This is a genomic window from Marixanthomonas ophiurae, assembly GCF_003413745.1.
GTDB classification, from domain to species: domain Bacteria; phylum Bacteroidota; class Bacteroidia; order Flavobacteriales; family Flavobacteriaceae; genus Marixanthomonas; species Marixanthomonas ophiurae.
The window spans coordinates 1119145-1138812 of the sequence record NZ_QVID01000001.1; the positions used below are offsets into that span (position 1 = coordinate 1119145).

At 35.2% G+C, this 19668-nt stretch carries 16 protein-coding genes; all 16 read right to left on the reverse strand.

What is annotated here, in order from left to right:
- Nucleotides 1-6: 6 nt before the first annotated feature.
- The 16 genes from DZ858_RS05140 to DZ858_RS05215 all read right to left on the reverse strand — a co-directional run bounded on the left by DZ858_RS05140 (nucleotide 7) and on the right by DZ858_RS05215 (nucleotide 19440).
- The gene (locus tag DZ858_RS05140; RefSeq protein WP_076547085.1) at nucleotides 7-1377 is read right to left on the reverse strand and encodes an RNA-binding domain-containing protein; all 1371 of its coding nucleotides are present in this window, start codon (nucleotides 1375-1377) and stop codon (nucleotides 7-9) included.
- A gap of 36 nt (nucleotides 1378-1413) precedes the next feature.
- Complete coding sequence (locus DZ858_RS05145) at nucleotides 1414-3159, reverse strand: DUF262 domain-containing protein (protein WP_076547084.1); 1746 nt, start codon at nucleotides 3157-3159, stop codon at nucleotides 1414-1416.
- A 60-nt stretch (nucleotides 3160-3219) separates the two neighbouring features.
- The gene (locus DZ858_RS05150) at nucleotides 3220-4065 is read right to left on the reverse strand and encodes an RES domain-containing protein (protein ID WP_076547083.1); all 846 of its coding nucleotides are present in this window, start codon (nucleotides 4063-4065) and stop codon (nucleotides 3220-3222) included.
- A gap of 12 nt (nucleotides 4066-4077) precedes the next feature.
- Nucleotides 4078-6651, reverse strand: a complete 2574-nt coding sequence (locus DZ858_RS05155; protein WP_084181969.1) for a DEAD/DEAH box helicase — start codon at nucleotides 6649-6651, stop codon at nucleotides 4078-4080.
- The gene (locus DZ858_RS05160) at nucleotides 6648-8675 is read right to left on the reverse strand and encodes a site-specific DNA-methyltransferase (RefSeq protein WP_076547082.1); all 2028 of its coding nucleotides are present in this window, start codon (nucleotides 8673-8675) and stop codon (nucleotides 6648-6650) included. The genes DZ858_RS05155 and DZ858_RS05160 overlap by 4 nt, the downstream gene beginning before the upstream one ends.
- Before the next feature lie 121 nt (nucleotides 8676-8796).
- Nucleotides 8797-10377 (reverse strand): type IV secretory system conjugative DNA transfer family protein, encoded by a 1581-nt coding sequence (locus tag DZ858_RS05165; protein ID WP_076547081.1) that lies wholly within the window; start codon nucleotides 10375-10377, stop codon nucleotides 8797-8799.
- A gap of 5 nt (nucleotides 10378-10382) precedes the next feature.
- Nucleotides 10383-11414, reverse strand: coding sequence for a MobB family relaxase (gene mobB / locus DZ858_RS05170; protein WP_076547080.1), 1032 nt, complete (start codon nucleotides 11412-11414; stop codon nucleotides 10383-10385).
- Between the two features lie 10 nt (nucleotides 11415-11424).
- Nucleotides 11425-11805: a BfmA/BtgA family mobilization protein gene (locus DZ858_RS05175; RefSeq protein WP_076547079.1), complete on the reverse strand. Its 381-nt coding sequence runs from the start codon at nucleotides 11803-11805 to the stop codon at nucleotides 11425-11427.
- A 430-nt stretch (nucleotides 11806-12235) separates the two neighbouring features.
- A complete protein-coding gene (locus tag DZ858_RS05180) occupies nucleotides 12236-12433 on the reverse strand; it encodes a hypothetical protein (RefSeq protein WP_076547077.1) in 198 nt (65 codons plus the stop codon).
- A 12-nt stretch (nucleotides 12434-12445) separates the two neighbouring features.
- Nucleotides 12446-12826: a DUF6876 family protein gene (locus tag DZ858_RS05185; protein WP_076547076.1), complete on the reverse strand. Its 381-nt coding sequence runs from the start codon at nucleotides 12824-12826 to the stop codon at nucleotides 12446-12448.
- Nucleotides 12827-12904: 78 nt separating this feature from the next.
- Nucleotides 12905-13249 (reverse strand): single-stranded DNA-binding protein, encoded by a 345-nt coding sequence (locus DZ858_RS05190; protein WP_026813265.1) that lies wholly within the window; start codon nucleotides 13247-13249, stop codon nucleotides 12905-12907.
- Between the two features lie 749 nt (nucleotides 13250-13998).
- Entirely contained in the window at nucleotides 13999-14193 is a 195-nt protein-coding gene (locus tag DZ858_RS05195; RefSeq protein ID WP_076547075.1) for a hypothetical protein, read from the reverse strand.
- Nucleotides 14194-14786: 593 nt separating this feature from the next.
- Entirely contained in the window at nucleotides 14787-15281 is a 495-nt protein-coding gene (locus DZ858_RS05200) for a VOC family protein (protein WP_076547074.1), read from the reverse strand.
- A gap of 75 nt (nucleotides 15282-15356) precedes the next feature.
- Complete coding sequence (locus tag DZ858_RS05205) at nucleotides 15357-16172, reverse strand: AraC family transcriptional regulator (protein ID WP_076547073.1); 816 nt, start codon at nucleotides 16170-16172, stop codon at nucleotides 15357-15359.
- A 369-nt stretch (nucleotides 16173-16541) separates the two neighbouring features.
- Nucleotides 16542-17378, reverse strand: coding sequence for a DUF932 domain-containing protein (locus tag DZ858_RS05210; protein WP_076547953.1), 837 nt, complete (start codon nucleotides 17376-17378; stop codon nucleotides 16542-16544).
- Nucleotides 17379-17643: 265 nt separating this feature from the next.
- Entirely contained in the window at nucleotides 17644-19440 is a 1797-nt protein-coding gene (locus DZ858_RS05215) for a ParB/RepB/Spo0J family partition protein (RefSeq protein ID WP_076547072.1), read from the reverse strand.
- Nucleotides 19441-19668: the final 228 nt, after the last annotated feature.

The window sequence follows — 19668 nt, forward strand, 5'->3', positions numbered from 1 at the left end:
GGACTTTTACTGATTGTTTTTGAGATTAATTTCCCAATAGCCTTGCGTGCCACCGTGACGTATTAAAAAGCCTTTAGTTTTTAGTGCGTTTATATGTTTGCCCACAGGGGATTCATTGATACCTAAAGCTTCAGCTATTTCAGTATAAGTAATAGTAGTATTGGTTGCAATAAGTTTAAGCACTTCTTTTTGTCTTCTAGTTAGAGCTTCAGTTGAATCAATTACACCACCTATTGCACCACCTATTACACCACCTTCTTGACCACCCTTTACACCACCTGTTTGACCACCTTCTTCAACAACAGCTTCTTTAGCAATAAAAGTCATTCTAAGAAAGTTATCTGAAAAACTAAAACTCTCTTTTCCGTAGTGTTCTAAAATACGAGGAATGCCAGAACCTAATTGTTCAACCAGTTCTAAATCTTTAAAAATTCGCATCAGTTCCTTGTTTCGTGGGACTGAAAAGCCTTCAAAAAATTCTTGCTTGCTCAATCCTTCCGGAAGACCACCAGCCGATGTGATTTCGATTCTATCGGTAAAGATTTCAAACTTTGGGGTAATCTCATTTGTGTAATCATTATGCACAAACGCATTTATGATGGCTTCACGCAAGGCGATGGGATGCCAAAGATTGGCTTGTTGTCTTTCTTTGGCTGTAATTTTTGTGGTTGTTCTGTTCTCGACCGCAATTTTATCTATCACTTGTTTGGTAGCCTTAACCAAACATTCGTGACCGTATTCGTTGCTTTCTATTAAGTCTGTTCTGGTTATACCCGAATATTTAGCGACTTTAATTGATGTGTTATTCTTATCTGCCAAGAGATAGCCGGCATAATTAAAAGCACCATCTTCAGTAAGTAGTTCCAAGTTCTTGGCAAATGGTTTACCAAGGGTGTACCCAGATTCTTCGTAGTAAATTTTTAGCTGTCCGAAGCCTAAATCCTGCCGTCCTGCTTTAATCTTGCTGATGGAATTTCGGGTACGTTTGGCAAAGAGCTCGTCAATCATTTTTTGTGGCATCGGTTCAGCTGCTGAACCTAAACGAATAAAACAGCCCTTTTCGCTCATCCCGTATTTTTTAAGATGATATGGTTTTTCTGGACCGCTGGCCACTATGATTTTTAGAATGTTCTTACTATTCCTTTCCTCACTCACAATATCAAACAGACCAAGGGCGGAAGGGCGGATGTTGTTTTTTAATCTATCCTTAATCTTTAACTGGTCGCTATCAGAATCTGCCAATCCGTAAGTATTTCCATCCTTATCGATGCCAATATATATAATGCCACCTTCGCGATAGTTTAGAAAAGCGATGACCTCTTTTTCAAGTCCATCAGACAATTCTCGTTTGTATTCTATGCGGTTTGTTTCGGTCATTAATTAAATAAATTGGCAATTTGGAAATAAAGATAACTATACGCTAACAGTTTTTTCGCTTAGTAAGGTTTTCATTTTATCCAATAATAGTGCCTTCCTTTTTTCGTGGAAATTTCCATATTCATTCAAATTCAAATCGACATCTGGAATTAAATGAGCGTTCAAAAATTGAGTTCTATTATTTTCATTTGTTTCTTTCTCAACCCAATCCAACAGATTCATATTACTCTTGGACATATTCTCATTGGCATCTAACATTTGAAGGTTATAGATAGAATTGTAAGTGTGCCATCCATAGCTTTCTTTGTCGGAAGCTTCAAGATTATTAAACTCAAATGCAGAATGTATATGGTCTTTATGAAAATTATTATTTCTATAATCTAAATCTGGATATAATAGAGAGAGAATAGAAAAAGCATACTGATTGTCTTTCTGTGTGAAAAGTACTTCTTCTATAAATTCATCGCCAACGCTCGTATCCTTTCTTATATGATTAAAAATAGAATTGACAGGAAAAGAAGTAATCTCTGGCTTAATTTTCATTTCAACTACATTGTCCGTGAAAGTCCTTCTTATTTGAGATAAAACTGAATCTGATGTTCCACCAAAAATCCTCTTAATCAACACTATGTGAAGCCATTTTTTTATCGATTCTCTGTCCTCTTTGAACTCTATCTTAGTTGAATAATCTCTATAAATATTCTTGTGGTACAAATAATAAATGATAGGGATTACAGAGTTCTTGGAAGTCAAAGTGTAATCCGTAAATCCGAAAGTTTTTATTAAATCAAATGTGGATAGGATTGAATCTCTAATCTTTTCCCATTCTGTCTCAAAATCCTTTGCGTTACCTTTGGAAAAGTTTGTAACCCTAAACTTAATATCTCGACTGTACAAATAAAGAAAGGATTTAAGTATTAGGTCTTTGGATATTGAAAAACCCTTATCTCTTATACTATCTACAAGTTTATGAATCTCTTTACGCGCATCTTTTTTTGTCCAGTTTGCAACTGCAATAGACATTAATAAATCTGAAAAATTTAAAGGTTCGCCACCACTATTTATCCTGATAAAAATGTTTAGCGCCTTATCTAAACTTTGGTCTTTTTCAAGGAAATAATTAATTATAGGCTTTTCCATTATGGTTCGCCTTAGCTGTCTTATTGCTTTCCGGGAAAAGCTACTTTCAAATTCTTCTACAAACTCATCAAAAGCTTCATCCTCGGTATAATTTAAAATTGCACCTACCTTAAACCATTTTTGTTCATTCGCTTCGTAAATTTCAGATTCTTCTGTTTCAGATTTTTCAAGAAAACTAAATTCGTATATTCTGCCATCTTCCTCGTCTTGAAGTTCAGTTGTAATGTTCAAATACAAATGGCGCGTTGGAATACTCCATTCTGTATCTTCCCACTTTCTACGGTACTCTTTATAACCGAAACTACCTTTTAACCCAAGATATAAAGAAGTTAATCTTTGCTGACCATCTAAGACCGCATTAAAAGAACTGATACCATTTGTTGAAATTTCCTCATTGTGGGTTTTATATCGTTCGCGATACTCATTTATGAACTTGTAGAATCTATATCCTTTTGACGTGGTTTCTTCTACTTTCCAAAATAGAAAAGAACTGATTGGATAATTTCTCATTATTGAATCAAAAAGCCATTCAATTTTAGAGTGATTCCAAATGAATTCTCGTTGTATGGCTGGAAGTAAAAACTGATTTGAGTCTATTTTTTCGATTGCATCAGAAATGGTTATAGGGGTTTGAAATGACATAAATTTCTTGGTTGGTTTTAGTTTCTATTATGCAGTTGGCATTTATTTTATATTATTTTTTTACCAGCTTATTAAATTATTTTCGATATCAAATCCTGAAGCTTCTACTTTTCCAGTTTCGGTAAATCCGTGTTTTCCGTTTTCATTTTTGGAAACGGTTAACTCATTTCTCAGGATATGTGTGAGTTCAAGATTATTTCCTAAAATATAATCTGAATTAATCGCAAAATTGATTCCTTGTTCGCCAAAAGGTACACTTGGATAATAAATTCCATCTACTTTACCCTCGGAATGAGCAAGAGCCACGTTGCAATAGGCTGTTGTTATAATATATGTTTTTCGGTCATTTTTTGCAGATTTCCTGAACTTCTCGAAAAGAAATCTATAAAATAAGATTGTAGCTTCTCTTATTTCAGGGTCACTTTGTTCAATGAAAGTTTCCATAGCTGCTCCGTGTTCTTTGTCGAACTCCGAAATTCTATGGTCTTTATCGGGTGTCGTTACTATAATTCCGATTAAGGGTTTCTTTAATTGCCAACGCCCAATTGTAACGTAAACTTTATCGCCAAAATCTTTTGTATCAGACCAATACTCGACTAACTCAGCAAATGAAGTAGGTCTATTTTCTGAACAGTAGAATTTAGACTGAAAAGGTCTATTACATCTCGCAAAATCTTTGACAAATTTATTTGGTGTTATTGAGATGTCGGATATTAATGGAAATAAATCATCGTCTTCGTGGGTGCGTGTTCTGAAAAATACTGATTTGGCAGGAATTTCATATTGTAAAACTGGAAGCCTTCCTATGGTTAAATAGGCTAAAACCGCTTTTTCGTAAGCGTACTCATTTTCTGGATTTATCGCTTCCAATAAAGTAATAGCTTTTTTTACATTTTCAACAGTCATATTCTTTTAGTTCTATGTACTCAATTCTTTATCCAAATTACTCGTAAATAGGCCTTGAACCAATTTACCATTTCTCAAATATTCAAAGAAATCATCATAATTCTCAGGACTTAGGAAATGAAAATTATAGCGTTGATTCACATTATTTTCTTCAAGTTGTTTATTTAATTCCTGAAAATGAATGGTCGCCCATTTAAATTTTGCTTTATTTAAATCAGAATAGTCTTGGTCATCTTTAATCTCGACAACGGTAATATATTCTATTTCCGTATCTGAGGTTTTAACAAAAAAGTCTGGATTGAATTTGCCCTGTTTTGTATGGTTTCCTGATTTACTTGATAGCGAATACTCAATAGTATAGAAGCTTTGATTAGTTGATTTTAGCCAAGCATCCAAGGCTTTGGAATTTTCATTCCTAACCAATTTTTCAGCAAATTTTCTTTCAGGTGTTGCGTTAAGGAACGCTAAATCTACCGGTGTTTTAAAATCATAACTATTTGCCTGCAAAGTAGCATTACGAGGAAAAGTTCCATCATCAATTACTTCCTGCAAAAAGTTTAAGACGTCTGTGTCTTTAACTTCTTCATTGTAATTATTTGAATACATAACCGTAGAATTATGGCGTAAATTCCCTATTGACAATGTTTCCTTTATTCTTTCTTTAGTTGAGATAACAAAGGGCTTTTGCGCTATTCTGACTAATTCAAGCGATTTATTTTTTCGTCTTAGAAGCGTATTGAATGAAGAAAAAATATTTCGTTTATTCTTTTCGTTCAATTCATCTCCTTCCAGACCAACCTTATCCATAGAACGCCTTATCAGCTTTGTAATCTCTTCTTTGGGCGGAAGGTTGTTTTTTGTGTATTGACCTTCTTGTAATTTAAGTGTAACACCTTCCCATTCTCTCGTCTGAAACTCGTGATAGATTTTATCAACGATTTCCTTAATTGGTGTCATTCTATTTTTAATCTTGTACTCTACACTCTTATAATCACTCGCAAGGTTGGTATATGTTGTTTCCTGACTTACTTGGTCTACCGAAGATTCTAAGTTTATGATACCTTTATAATTAAACTCTTTCTCTTTACTGTTGTTTTCTACCGCTTTTTCAATTTTGTTGTAATCTATATTGTAAAGTTCAAAATGAAATTTACTCCTATCGCCATCGATTAAGTTAGAACTCTCCAATCGCATTTCTAACTCCAGTACTTCATCTACCAATCCTTTAATTTTTGAGCCCCAAGATGAATGGTTAAATATTGTAACTTCTGCATTATTTATATATTCAGGCGGCACTCTTAGTCCTCTACCTAAAACCTGAGAAATCAATAATTTTGAATTAAAAGCTCTTTCTTCCATAGGGACTATTTGGAATACATTCTTAACATCCCATCCCTCTGTAAGCATAGAAACGGACACAATCCATTCTACAGTAGAGTCTTGTTCATCTACTTCCTCTAAACGAATTACATTATGCTTATGTACCTTATCTGAAGTTACCGTCATAACCAATTTATCCCGAACCTCTTGTTCTTCCAAACCTTCTTCCAGCATTAAAAATTCAACCAATCGTGTTTCAAGTCTTTTGGCATTTGTAATATTGTTTGTTACCAGAATTGTTAATGGTTTTACATTTTTGTAAGTAACTTTATTATTGCTATGGTTCTGATATATTTTCTGAAATCTTTGGTCTTCGTTTATGCTATCATCCTCTGAAACATAATTAATCTTCTTAACAAATTTTTCATCAACAGCTTCTCGTAAAGAGTATCTGTAAATAACGTCATTGAAGTAATCATTCCCTATATATGCTGTACCTGTAAAACCAAGCATATATTTAAAATTATAACCATCGTCCAATAAAAATTTCTTCCATATTTTTAACCCTCTTGCTTCTGTAGTATTACCTGAAATCTTATTATAAATGTGATGGGTTTCATCATTCAAAACTACCGTGTCAAAACCTCTTTTGAAACCAAAACTATCTTCAATTGATGAACCTGTCCTTTCGTAAACAGCGTGGACATTTTCAATACAAATGGCACCTTCATCCACGGTAACACTTCCATCAACTATACTCGGATTTCTAATAATTGCAGATGGCGGAATTGTTTCTTTTAGAATTGGGTCAGAAACCAAGGCTAAAAACTTTTTATGCAGTTCTTTTTCAATTGTCGTTGATGGACACAAGACGAGTACTCTTTTGACCAAGCCTAAACCTAATAAGATTTGTGCTATGCCATACATTACGTAACTTTTTCCCGTTCCTGTAGCAAGGTCTATTGTCGCAGATAACTTTGAAGGTAACTGTAGCTTACGGTGGTAATCTGCAAGCTCAGGATATCTCTCCCGTAATTGAGGATTTTGATAATGATTTTTAGAAACCAAGTCTTGAATATTAGTATACTCTTTGGATGCCAAGTAAATGACTGAACTTCTTATGGCTTTCTTTTGGTATTCCCTTGTTCCACAAAGTGCATCCAAAAACCTATCCCAATAAGGAAGTGGTAGCTCGCTTTGATTATAAAATTGATTTACTTTTAATATTAAATCTTTTGTGTCGTATCGCTTTTTTTCCTGAATCATCCCTTCGTATTTTTATTGGTAAATACCTCGCGGAATTCATTGCCATAAATGTCGATATATACTGCACTTACTTTAGAGCCACAATCTTCAATGGAAACATTAGCTTTACCATCCTCACTAACAATATCAGCAGCAAAAAATACATCGGACATTAAAAACTCATTGCCGTTATAGTTTTTATCTACAACAACCATTGCCAAGGCTTCCAGACCAGGAATATCTTCCAAGGTATCTTCATCAGGGTAGTAGGCTTTAAAAGCCTTTATTGTGATTACACCATCATCAAACGAGGACTTAACTTCTGGTTGTCTTATAAAGTGAAAACCAACTGCATTTTCAAGTGAATTTACGTTGCTGGAACTGGTAGGCTGTCTGAATTTTTTAAATTTCTCCTTATGCAATTCTTGAATAATTTGATATGGTACTTTCAAAAAGTAATAGCGCACATTCCCTATCTCATAGTAATCATCAATAAATTGAACAGAATTTGCTGGCGCTATAATATAGATACGGTCGCCAACTTTTTTGCCAATATTTTTGTGAAGAATTTCTAAATAATCTTCATCAACTGCTGCATCCTTATGCTCCCAATATTTCCAAATCAATACGTCATACCCATCCTTACGTTCTCCTTGAAATTCAATACCTGCAATTTTTTTTGGTTTTGGGGTTACTTCAAAGAGATTTAGTACGAAGTCTTGATATTCTTTATGTTGTAATGAAAATAGTTTTTCTATATCGTAAAAACCCGTATTAATCGTGTGAAATGATGTTGACTTCTTGCCAAAATCTTTAGTTTTATTTTTTAGAGATTTTGAGTTTTGAATTGTCAATATTCTTTTTTGAATCGTGTAAAAAGCAAATTTACCAATATCACAAGTAATCCATTTTCTACCTAATTTTTCAGCAACTGAGGCTACGGTTCCGCTACCTCCAAAAAAATCCAAAACTAAATCATCCTTATTGGTTGACAACCGTATAATTCTTTCGATTAGTTCTTCAGGCTTTTGTGTGGGATAACTAACTCGCTCTTTGGACTGTGAATTGATGGGATTTACTGTATCCCATAATGACTGTAACGGAATTCCTTTTAATTCCTCTAAATACTTTTTAACCCGGATTCCTCCCTTGTTCGTAAAGTGCAAACGATTCTCAGAATCAAGTCTTTCCATTGTTGATAATGGACATCTCCAATATCCTTTTATGCCTTTGTATTCATAGGTATAACCTGAACCCTTTAACCCCTTAGCTGTTACAGGACCATCAGTCCATAAACGACCATCTTCATCTTGATTACGAAAGCGTTTCAAATGTTTTTCTGAATAATACTCATAAAGCTGATTCCATATATATTTTTCAGAATTTGTATAGTAGAAAATAAATTCACAGTTTATTCCTAACTTTCCGCTATCGCTGTGAGCACTTGTTCTTTTCCAAACTATTTCATTACGAAAATTACCTTCTCCAAAAATCTCATCTAATATGGTTTTGATATAGTGAGATTTTTTTTGGTCAAGATGAATATAAATACTTCCATCACGAGCCAAAATTTCTTTGGCAATAATTAATCTTCTTCGTATAAACTCTACAAATTCAGCATCTTTAGCCTTGTCTGTATATGCTTTTTGACCTTGTGACCCTGAAAAATCAGATTCTGTCGCAAATGGTGGGTCTATGTAAATTAATTTAACCTTTCCCTTAACCTTGTCTTTTATAAGTGGGTCTTCATTTTTGTAAATGGTTTTGAGAAATTGAAGGTTGTCGCCAAATACAATCATATTTTTCCAACCGTCAGGATAAGACTCACGGTCGCCGTTATACGTTCTTTCAATTTGTAAAGGTGCGGCAGTTACTCCATCTTCGTCTGCAAGAATATCTTCTTTACGCATTTTTCCAGCATAAACGAGTTCATATTCCTTTTGAATAGTGGGGAAAAGCTTGTACTTGAAGTCCTCGGGTAGTTGCTCGCCCTTTTGTAATTTTTCTATTAAATAGTCCTTTTCTCTTTGGCTTAATTCTGTCATTTGGTGGTAAAAATAAGTGTTAAAGATATTGGTATAATTTCACGTTGCAAAAAAAGGGTTAAGATAATTTTAAGATTATCATTTATTAACCGTTTAGCCCAATGAATTAAGGTGTTTAACGTTATTTAAATATAGACCGTGCTTCCTCATAAACCCGCTCAAAATTAGCTCCCAAATCAGCTTTAGAAAACTGTTTAGTCTCATTAGGAAGTTCCCTTTGAATGTCGGCTAATTTAAACTGCACCTTTTTATCCCTACCATCTGCATAAGTGATAAACTCGCCCTGTTTCAACCTGAAAAATACGTCCGCCCGAATCTTTGGGATTTCCTTTTCGCCCGTAGTAATGCGAGTATCAAAATCGAGGTTATGTCCTCGACTTATGCTCTTGGTTGGGTCTTTAATGATTTCAAAAAAGCGTTCGTAATATTTTGCGGTGTCCGGGTCATTTACCTTTCCGAAAAATTGATAGGATAGATTACTAAGAATCGCCTTGCTTGCCTTATCGCCATACATCATATCATTCTGAATTTTATCCTGCATCACATAAATCGTAGAAATATTATAGCTTCTCAATGTTGCAGGAATTCGATGCATATTCAATAAACGAATGGTTGGTGCTTCTTCCATAAGCAAGAATGATGGTTTTGAATTACGCACGCTCATTTGCTTTGTAATAGTGTGTATAATTGTAGCGATTACTGGTGAATACGAAGTTTCGAATTTTGGGTTGTTCACAATCGAAATTACGCAGGGATTTTCAGCACTATTTATATTTAGCGGTACTTCATCTGCGGACAAAGCCATAAAAATCCGTTGTGTACTAATTCTTTTCAGCGCATTTGCCAATGTGCTTTTTACACCAGCGGTCTGCCTTTCAGAATCCTTGCCACTTATAAAGGCATCTGCCATTGCTCGTGATGTGGTGTTGGTTTCCAGAAACTGAATCAAACTTTTAGTATCGAGAAATTGATAAACCGCAATTAAATGTGGCAACGTACAAAACTTGGGATAGTCCGTTTTCAGTTTCCAAATCAAACCACCAATCAACCCTTCTGCAGCATCGTTGAAGAATTTTGTCGTGCCAGTTGTTCCGCTTTCTCTTTGCTCTAATAGATTCTCAATCAACACCCTTGACACCTCGTTTACGCTTTCCTCATTCTCTAAATACCGTGGCGCAATAGGATTTACCTTATGAATGATTTTATCGAAGGAAATGACCTTAAAAGGGATGTCGCTATCCTTGAAAAGCGGATATGCCATTTCGGTCAATTCAAAATCTTTATAATCGTGAATAATTCCGCAGAAACCTTCTTTTTCAAAATGCTTTAGAAATCCATAAACCACGCTTTCGGTTTTACCACTTCCGGCAGAACCAATGATGGATGCACCACGTTTGATATTATCCAATCTGAAATTTCCTTTAGTAGTTGCAAAGTTTACTTGGTATCTGCTGTCGCCATTTTTCGGGCTTTCGGTTTTATGTAGAAAAACATACAGTCCTATATTAATTAGCATTAGCGGACAAACCAAATAAAGTAATATAAATATCAATTCATTTCCTTCAGACAAATAGAACACGAGAACTGAAAGCGATATGCTATTCAACACAAACGCATATTTTGATACTCGAAACATTCCATAGAAAACGGTACTGGCCAAACCAATAATTGAAAGTATCGTTATAAGATTGTCTATCTGCATATCTATTAGATTCCGATGGAACTTGATTTGATGGCCACTTCTGCGCCACGTCTCAATCGCTTAAAAACTCGAAGCGCTATTTGTGCCTGACTTACTGGAATACTCGGCACTATGGGCAATCCTGATTTACTTATCATTTTAAAAGCCAATGCTTTTTCATTGGCTGGCAATTTCATCAATGCTGAAAAATATAGGTTTGGGTTCTTTACAAAGGTCTTTTTAGCTTTGTAGGTCTCTGCGTAATTGCGCTTATATCCAAATGTCTTATCAAATGTTTTTTCCGCTTTCGCGAAAAATGTATCTCTATCAAAACCACGCTTCACTTTTTTTCCGTGCATCTCTACTTCGGATGCTTTGTGCTTACTTCCTGGGGAAAGGCTTATAGAATTTGAAGCATCCTTTCGGCTAACGATAATATGAATGTGACTTTGGTTTCCTGCTTTCGGCATTCCCTGAACTATCCGTTTTCCGTTTTGTTGATGTGGCGCTTGGCGTTCCAGTTTGGCAATTTCCTTTTCCATTTTCTTAATATTCCCTTCAGCTCGTCCTTCTTGAATATTTCGGATATCCGTTTTGAGCTGAAGTATTTTTGTGGCGAAAGGTTGGTTTTCTTTTATCTGAAAGTCCGTACCCTTGAAGGTTCTTTGATGTTCAATTTTAGCGTAATATTTTATGTCGTCTATTGATATAGGTCGTCCATTGATTTCCCGATTGAAGCTGGCAACATAATCTTTCATTAGCTCACGAGTGTAGGTTTTTAAATCTTCACGACTGTTCTGTAATCTGTTCAATTCATACTTGGAAGGACTGACCGTTATGGAATAAAATTTAGGTTCTTTCTTTTTCAATTTTGCGGTGTTTCCATCAATTTCCTTTACCACTTCTTCTGCGGAAATCTCGTCGCCATATTGATTGAAAAAATGTTCCATATCTGCTTCCTTTATCCCTTCATTTTCTTTCTCTAAATAGCCTACAAAATCGGCTGAACTTTGTGAGTAATTTGTTCCTAATTTCTGTGGTGTGATTGTGATATACATAGTTCAAAAATTAGAGTTCGTTCTTTAAGTTTCGCTTTTCGCGAAAGCGCACTTCTTTCTTTTCTTCCGCATATTTCTTTTCCACAATCAGCGGTTTTTTTTCTGGCTCTTCTGTTTCAAAAAGTGATTGAATCATAGCCACCGTAGGTTTGGTTTGTGTCTTTTCCACATCTCGCATTATGGCAATAACCGCATTGATTCTTTTGAGCAATTTAGCTTCGATGGTTCGCCCCGTTGGACCTAATTTTTCTTTTGGCGAAATTTCATTATAGAAGAAAAAATCTAGCATTGTAGCCATCGCCTCGGTGTGCGATTTGAAGTAAGTACGTGAGAACGTTTGGAAACGTTTTGCAGTTTCCTTTTTAAATCTAATTCCAATAAATGAGTCCATATTTCGCCGATTTGTCGCAAAATCATCCCTAAAAATGGGCGTTAACAGCCCGTTTGTCGCAAATCGTTAACTGTCAGGAAATTATAATATATTCAATTCGCTGATTATCAGCTATTTGAAAACGAAAAGGAATCCGAAACATCGCGCAGCGTGTTACCCTCTTGCTATTCCTTTTCGTCCCGCTCGCGGGACAAAAATCCATACAATCTGGCTAAAAAGCCAATTGCCATTTTCAGGGAAAATGATTTTCCGATATGTTATTTTTCGATGTGTAAGATTATCGGCGAAAGTCGAAAAGTGGATAACCCTACTTTAATTTGAATGCTGAATTTCAGCGATATAAAGATACGCTTTTTTTTGACTTGATATTAATTGCAGACAAAAACACCTCTAAAATTTTAGAGGTGTTCGATGCTCTATTTTAATGGTGCTACATATTGAAAATAAAATTATAAGTGTATAAGTTTTTAATCATTTCTTCGTCAATCAAGTTTTCATAATCTGCACCAGTTTCTTCCACATATTTTTTTATGGAATCCCCATAAAGATGTGTTACGTGTTCTCTCGAAACCTGTAAAAGTTCCTCTTGTTTTTCCTCGCTCAAATCTTGAAATTTTATGTAAATCATAGCTTCAAAATTTTAATATTCGCTTGGTAACATCAGCGTATCATTTACAAAAAATAAACGCAGTTCATCGAGCGGAAAATCGGTTGCCCGATATCCGTGTTTTTCCAAAATATTGTCGTTGCCATCGCTGTAAATTATCTCTGCTTCATAGCCTGTAAAATCCTGTTTATCTTCGGGCAATCTTTTGAAGTCTATGGTTATAAATTCGCTTCGGTTCATCAGACTTTTTGCAATTACGGAAGTGTCCGTAATGAGCCAAAAACAATCTGCCGCATTAGCAAGATATTTTAGTCCGTCCGTAAAACGTGTTCTTAATAATGGGATTTGATAGAACATTTCCGTTCCGTGAAAATGTTGCAATCCTTCTTTGATTTCGTTAACTTGTGCTTTCATTGTTTTGCTTTTTTAAATTAGTGAATAATGAAAAAGAGGGCGCAACTTCTCACGGGAACGCCCTCTTTATTTTAAGATTTACTTGTCGTCTTTGCTTCCAAGTAAAAGAATTTCATCGGCTACAACTTCCGTAACATAGCGTTGTTCGTTATCATCATTTGTATAACTTCGGGTTTTAAGTTTTCCCGATATTCCAACTTCTTTGCCTTTAACAACATACTTCTCTACAATTTCGGCAGTTTTGCCCCAAGCTACTACGGTATGCCAATTCGTGTCCGTTTGCTTGTTGCCTTCTTTGTCCTTGTAATACTCATTTGTTGCTAATGAAAAACGGGCTACTTTCTTTCCGCTTTCAAGGTTCGTAATGGTTGGCTCTTGTCCAACGTTTCCGATTAACTGTACGTGATTTTTAATAGTACTCATAATAAAAAGATTTGTGTCTGCTTTGTTACAGACTGGTTTATATTTCCCTTATTTGATTTAAACTGAATTAAATTTTAAGGGGTGTTTGTTCTTTTCTTCTGTGCGCCGCACAATGGATAGAGTGGGTTTTGTCAAGACTTTTAGGGAATAAATCAGGTGTGTTTGCGACGTAGTAAAATGCTCGCATTTTCAAGGAAGTAGAAACCTTATTTTTCACTAAAACTTGTATAGTCTTTACAAGTTCCATAAGGGCATTAGCAATTCTTTTAAACGCAGTTGCGTTTGAGCGTACCGACAGTTAAGCGAGATAAGCAGCTGTGGTTAAATTAGAATTGGTTATGTCGTGCCTGTTTTTCGCTGTACCGAAAAACAATAAAGGCTTTATCCATTATAAACCCCTTAAAATGTGTAAGGCAGCGGTTCGGTTTTTAAGGATTTTCGAGTAAGGGCTCAAGAAGACCGCGCCGAAAATCCTGTTAAAAAAACCGAAGTGATGACTTTCCGATGAAAAGCGGACTTGATTCACAATTTTGGCAAAGGAATGAAGTGTTCCTTACTAGTCCCGATAGCTATCGGGACGGGAAGGGTTAACGGAATGGAAAGCTAAAATTGGGGATTGTGTCCAAGATATTTGTAGTGAAGCTCTTTTCCCGAAATGTAGCTTTTCGGGAAATGCAGGGGAATGTGCTGAATGGCTTATGAAACTCGCATTAAATAAAAGGGTAATAGTACTTTTGTGAATAGTTAGCTCACTCTTCAAAAAGTACTTTTTGATTTTTAGAATAAACATTATTTAAAAGTATTTGGTAGTAAAGGGGATGCTTCTCTCTGTAGTAAGCTAAATGACACTCTGCACTTTCAATAGTATAATTTTCACTACTTAATTGGTAATGTTCTTCGGCTTCTTTTAATGAAATGTTGGATTTTAAAGCTGTACTTTTCATAATGTTAAAATTTTTGGGTTAAACAATATTGAGCAGAAACCAAACGGAAGCTAAAATTCTTGGCTCAAAAGGAAACGGAATAAATAAGCGAGGGAAGAAGCTATGGCTTTATGCCGTAGTCTTTTGATGGAAGTATTTTACGAGTTTACCTTGCGTGTATATTGTATGATAATTGATTTCCTTTTTTAAGCGGACTTGATTCACTATTTTGGCTAGGGAATGAAGTGTTCCTTCCCAGCATAGCGGGAAGGGTTAACGAAATGGAAAGCTAAAATTGGGGATTGTGTCCAAGACTTGCGTAGTGAAGCTCTTTTCTTGGAATGTAGCATTCCGCGAAATGTAGGGAAATGTGCTGAGTGGGTTATTAAAACTGATATCTATCTTAAAGTGAATGGGGTGTATTTGTTGCTTGATTAAGCACTTAATCTTTGGTAAAGCACGAAGCCATATTTTTAATTTCCTTTTTAACTTTCTTATCGTCAAAATACAAATTAAAAATATGGCTACTTTGCAAATACTCCAAAGCTTTTATTTAAGGACTATTTGCCCTCTTTTTTATATACATTGCTCTGTGTTTGTTCTTTTTCACTCGTTTAGTTCGGTGAATGCAGACCGATTTTATTTCCTTCCGAATCAAGAAATAGACCGTAATAACCACTTTCATCTGCGTGAAGTGATTTCGGAACAATTATTTCGCCACCATTTTTCTCAACTTTATCAAGAATAATTTGAAGATTATCTCCACCATTTAAGTATATAGTTACACCATCAGATGAAGGTTTATAGCCTTCTGCTTTAATGATAACTCCTGTAACCATTTGTTCTTCATAAGGGAATATCCCCATTTCCATTTCGGGCATTTCTATCTTCTCAATGTTAATGTCTAAAATTGCTTGATAAAAATTTACTGCTCTTGAAACATCCGTTGCTGGAATTTCAAAGATTGAAATATGACTTTTCATTTCTTTTGTTTTTTGATTAATATTAGATTCAACCGGGATAGTTTCGGTTTTAGATTTGTTTTGGTTGTTACAGGCTGTAATGCTAAAGGAAAGAATTATGGCTGTACAAAGAATGGATTTTTTCATTTCGTCCTGTTTGATTTGACAAGACAAATTTAGATTTCGTGCAAATACAAAAATTGTAAAAATGCGACACGCTGACTATTTGTAGAAGAGGGTAGAGAGTGCCATATTTTCATTGCCTAAAAATTCCTTCGGATTAATTCCGGTAAACTCTTTAAAGTCTTTTATAAAATGCGCTTGGTCGAAGTATTCACTTTCGTAAGCAATGTCGGTTAGGTTTTCTGACTTTTTATTAAGAAGCATTTTTAGTGCATTTTGCAGTCGGATTACTTTACCCAACTGTTTTGGGCTAACACCAATTTGTTTTTTGAAATTTCGTTCAAGTTGTCTCCGTTTTGATAAATCTTCTTTAAGGATTTTGCTTATCGAAGCACTTCCATTTGTTGCTAAAAGAGCATCAATTGTTGTTTTTACGATATTATTAATTGTAGTTTTTTCATTCAACTTGTCTAAAAAAAAATTTTCAATAATTTCTATTCGTTCACTAGTATTAGTTGCCTCAATTATTTTTCGCTCCAAGTCACTAGCAGTTTTTTCTCCGAACAACAATTCTATTGTCGTTTCCTTGTTTGCCAAGTTATTAATGGGCATTGTTACAAAATTTGCAAAACCATAAGGGTAAAAACGAATTGCAAAAGTATTCACATATCCTGTAGGTTCTATATAAAAGGGTTCAATTGTCTGTCCGAGAACCATTGCACGAGGTTGTAGTATAAATTCATCTTTCGAAGTGTATCGTTTAATGTCGTCTCCAAGTATAAACGCCATTTCAATTGTGCCATCAGGAATGATTCGTTGTTTTTGTACATCAGGTTCAGCAGGAACTTCTAAAGTCCAATAGCAACTGACAAGAGATTCTAAATCCGGATGTGGTTGGAATGTTTGATAGTTCATTGAATAATTGATATTTTGTTAAATGACGCACAACTCATTTTTGTGGTCAATAAATATAATGTTATTCGTATTATTAGATAGGATTAATTAATTCTTATAAAAATTTCTATTTGAACATTACTGATTAATTTACGTATTTGAATAGGAACTGAAATGTTATTTAGCAGTCTCGAAGTTTCGTGACGGGAAGGGTTAACACTATGGAAAGCTAAAATTAGGGATTGTGTCCAAGATTATTATAGGGAAGCGCTTTTTCCGGAATGAAGCTTTTCGCGAAATGTAGGGGAATGTGCTGAACGGTATTGCTTTTAAACATAAGTAGCAAGCACAAAAAAATCCAGTTTAAGGTACTGGATGAACCTTTTGGCTTTAGGCCATTTCATAAATTTCATCAAACAATTTCTTGTCCAATCTTTCTTGTTGGCCAAAGCTTTTCTTCAGCGTGTTGTGTAAAACTGCATTGAAGGCATTGTAACCTAACCACAAATTAGGTTCCTCGTTTAGCAACAATGCTTCATAATTCAGGATTTCCAGGACTTCACGAGATTTTTTCGAAGGGTCGCTGTTCTTGTCGCTGCATTCATATCTAAAGAGTTTCGTTTTATCAAGAATGGCTTTTACAAATTCCTGTGTATCGATGATTTTAAATTCTTTCATCTTGTCGAATTTCTTGGTTATCGTATAGAATTCATTGTCCAGAAACTTGTCGAACAGGTTGTTTAGTCTTGGCATAATAAGGTGTGTATTGTTCTTACTATGCTTGATGGAAAACTCAATTTCGGCTTGTGAAACGTGCAAACCATTGGAACATACTTCTCTATAAAATCCGAAGTGTCCAGAAGTCTTTTCACTACCGTCATACGAGTTTTTGAACCGTAGCATTGGCAGTATCACGTCCTTATCGTTCTTGACGGTAAACTGACTTATATCGTCTATGATAAAGTCGGTAATGAACGACCTATCATTTTTGTTGATGGTGCGCTTGTGAAAGTTCAGTTGTGCATCTGTCAGCATTTCTTCAGCTTTCTTGAAGAACAATTGGTTTGGAATGTGTCCATAACTGTTAGATACCACATTGACGATTTTACCATTTGAAATGATGGCATTTTCAAGCCCTCGTCGGGATTCTATCTGTGTCAGAGTTTTTAAGGATTTCATTTCTGATGAAACAAAGATTTCATCCTGTTGCAAATTTTGTAAATACATAGCTTTTGAATTTAGATTAAACAATATTTGAGCTTAACCCAAACGGAAGCTAAAATCTCAGCTCAAAAGGAAACGGAATAAATAAGTAAGGGAAGAAGCGGTGGCTTTATGCCGTAGTCTTTTGATGGGTGTATTTTACGAGTTTACCTTTGCGTTACTATTGATTGATTATTCTCTCTATTCCTTGACCATTTTAACCAAGTGTCTATTATAAAAAAAAAAGAAGGACCAGCACGAATGCCAATCCTTCTTCAAACAACAAAAGCTACTCTTTCAATCCTTGAATTTGCTTTTCAAGAACTGTTATTCGCTCTTTCAAACGTTCTTCACGCTTGTTTCTTTTTTCGGCATATTCTTTTTCGATGCCGTCAATCTTGGACTTGTAATAACCTTGCATCGCATTGTAGAATGAAATGTTAGTCAGATTATTAACGTGATTGCTTTCGCCAAAATGCACTTGCTTCGTTAGTATATACCGTATCAACTTATGAAAGATTTCCTTTTTAAACTTCTTTTTGAAACTCTCAACAATTTCTTCATCTGTCATCTTGGATGTATTGCCCAATAAATTTGAAAAGAATCTTTGTCGTCCAACATAATCTACATTGTTTTCATACAACGTCAATGAGAATGCTACCATTTCATCCACCGAAAGTGTTTTCTTCGTATCAATGTATTTGGTGTCTCTAATCATTTCAACAACTTCTTCAAACTGCTTGTTGTTCTCTATTTGCTTCTTGCGTATTTCCCTTTCGTTGATTTTAATTATCTGTTCTTCAGGGGAACAATCTGCCATTTTTCTGTTTTCCAAAGGTGCTGAATACGATGTCGATTCATTTTTGGACTGTTCAACAATCTTTATAAAGACTTCTTTGTGTCTGTATGTTTCAGGATGGAACACAATACCTTTTACAAATTCATTTTCTTTAGCGGAATTGTATTTTTCCAATTCTTCTTCGTATTGCTGTAAGGCTTCATCCAGCTCAGCTTTAAATTCATCTTCGGAATAATCGTAATGTTGGTATTCTTTCTTGATGTCCTCAATTGTTGGCTTTATCGGATTTTCTATGATTTCAACATCATCCAGCAAATAGACTTTCAAACCGTTCTTTTCCAATTGTGAAATAATCAGCTGATTGTTTTCCTCGTCTGCCCAATACTGTCGTATTTCAGGAATTAACAGTATGTTCTCTTGTTTCGATTTTTCAATCAAATTCAAGAACGACTTGCTTTTCTTCGTTTCATAACAAGCTGATTTTGTACAAACCATTTTGCCATCGCCGAAAAGATTACCTTGATTTGCCGCGTTAAACGGACATTCAATACAAGAGCCTACTTTTGGCACCAATTTCTTATCATTTACATCAAAAGATGCTTTTTCCAAATCATAGGTCTGGTCTTTAATCATCCTGTTCACCTGATGGGCACTAAAATCTTCGCCCATCGTTTCCAACATCATCTGCTGTTCTTCTGGTTCAAAAAGTGCAACACCCACACCTAACGAAATCGTCATTTCGCCATTACGAACAAAATGCTTAAAACCTTCAATTAAACCAGCCAGCTTTAATCGTTGTCTGATAAAGTTATCTGTTCTTCCCAATCGCTTTGCAATTTCTGTAGGCGCATATTTTTCGCTTAAGTAAGCAATCGCCTCAGCTTCTTCGGTAGGTTCAACATCCTGCCTTTGCAGATTTTCGATGATTTGAATTTCAAGAACATCGTTGTTCTTATATTCCCTGACAATACACGGAATAGTTTTCTTGTCGGCCATCTTACTTGCTCGATACCTACGTTCGCCCATCACGATGATAAATTCGTTTCCAGATTTTCGGACTGTAATAGGCTGTAGAACACCGTGCTTTTTGACGCTTTCGGAAAGCTGTTGCAGATGTGCTTCATTAAAAGTCTTTCTGGGTTGCATCGGGTCGGGAATGACCTTTGCAGTTGATAGGTTCTCAATCTGAAGCCCAATCGCTTTTTGTGTCAATTTTTCTTTGACTTCTTTCTTGGCGGTGGTAATTTTTTTACCGCTCTTTCTTGTGGTACTCGCTTTTGTTGTCATAATACTCAAATTTTAGATTAAACAATATTTGAGCAGAAACCAAACGGAAGATAAAATCTTGGCTCAAAAGGAAACGGAATAAATAAGCGATGGAAGAGACGTTGGCTTTATGCCGTAGTCTTTTGATGGAAGTATTTTACGAGTTTAAATTGCGGTCATATTGTATGATAATAAACCCCCTTAGTTAAATTTTTATTTTCAATTCATTGGTAATATATTAGTTTAATA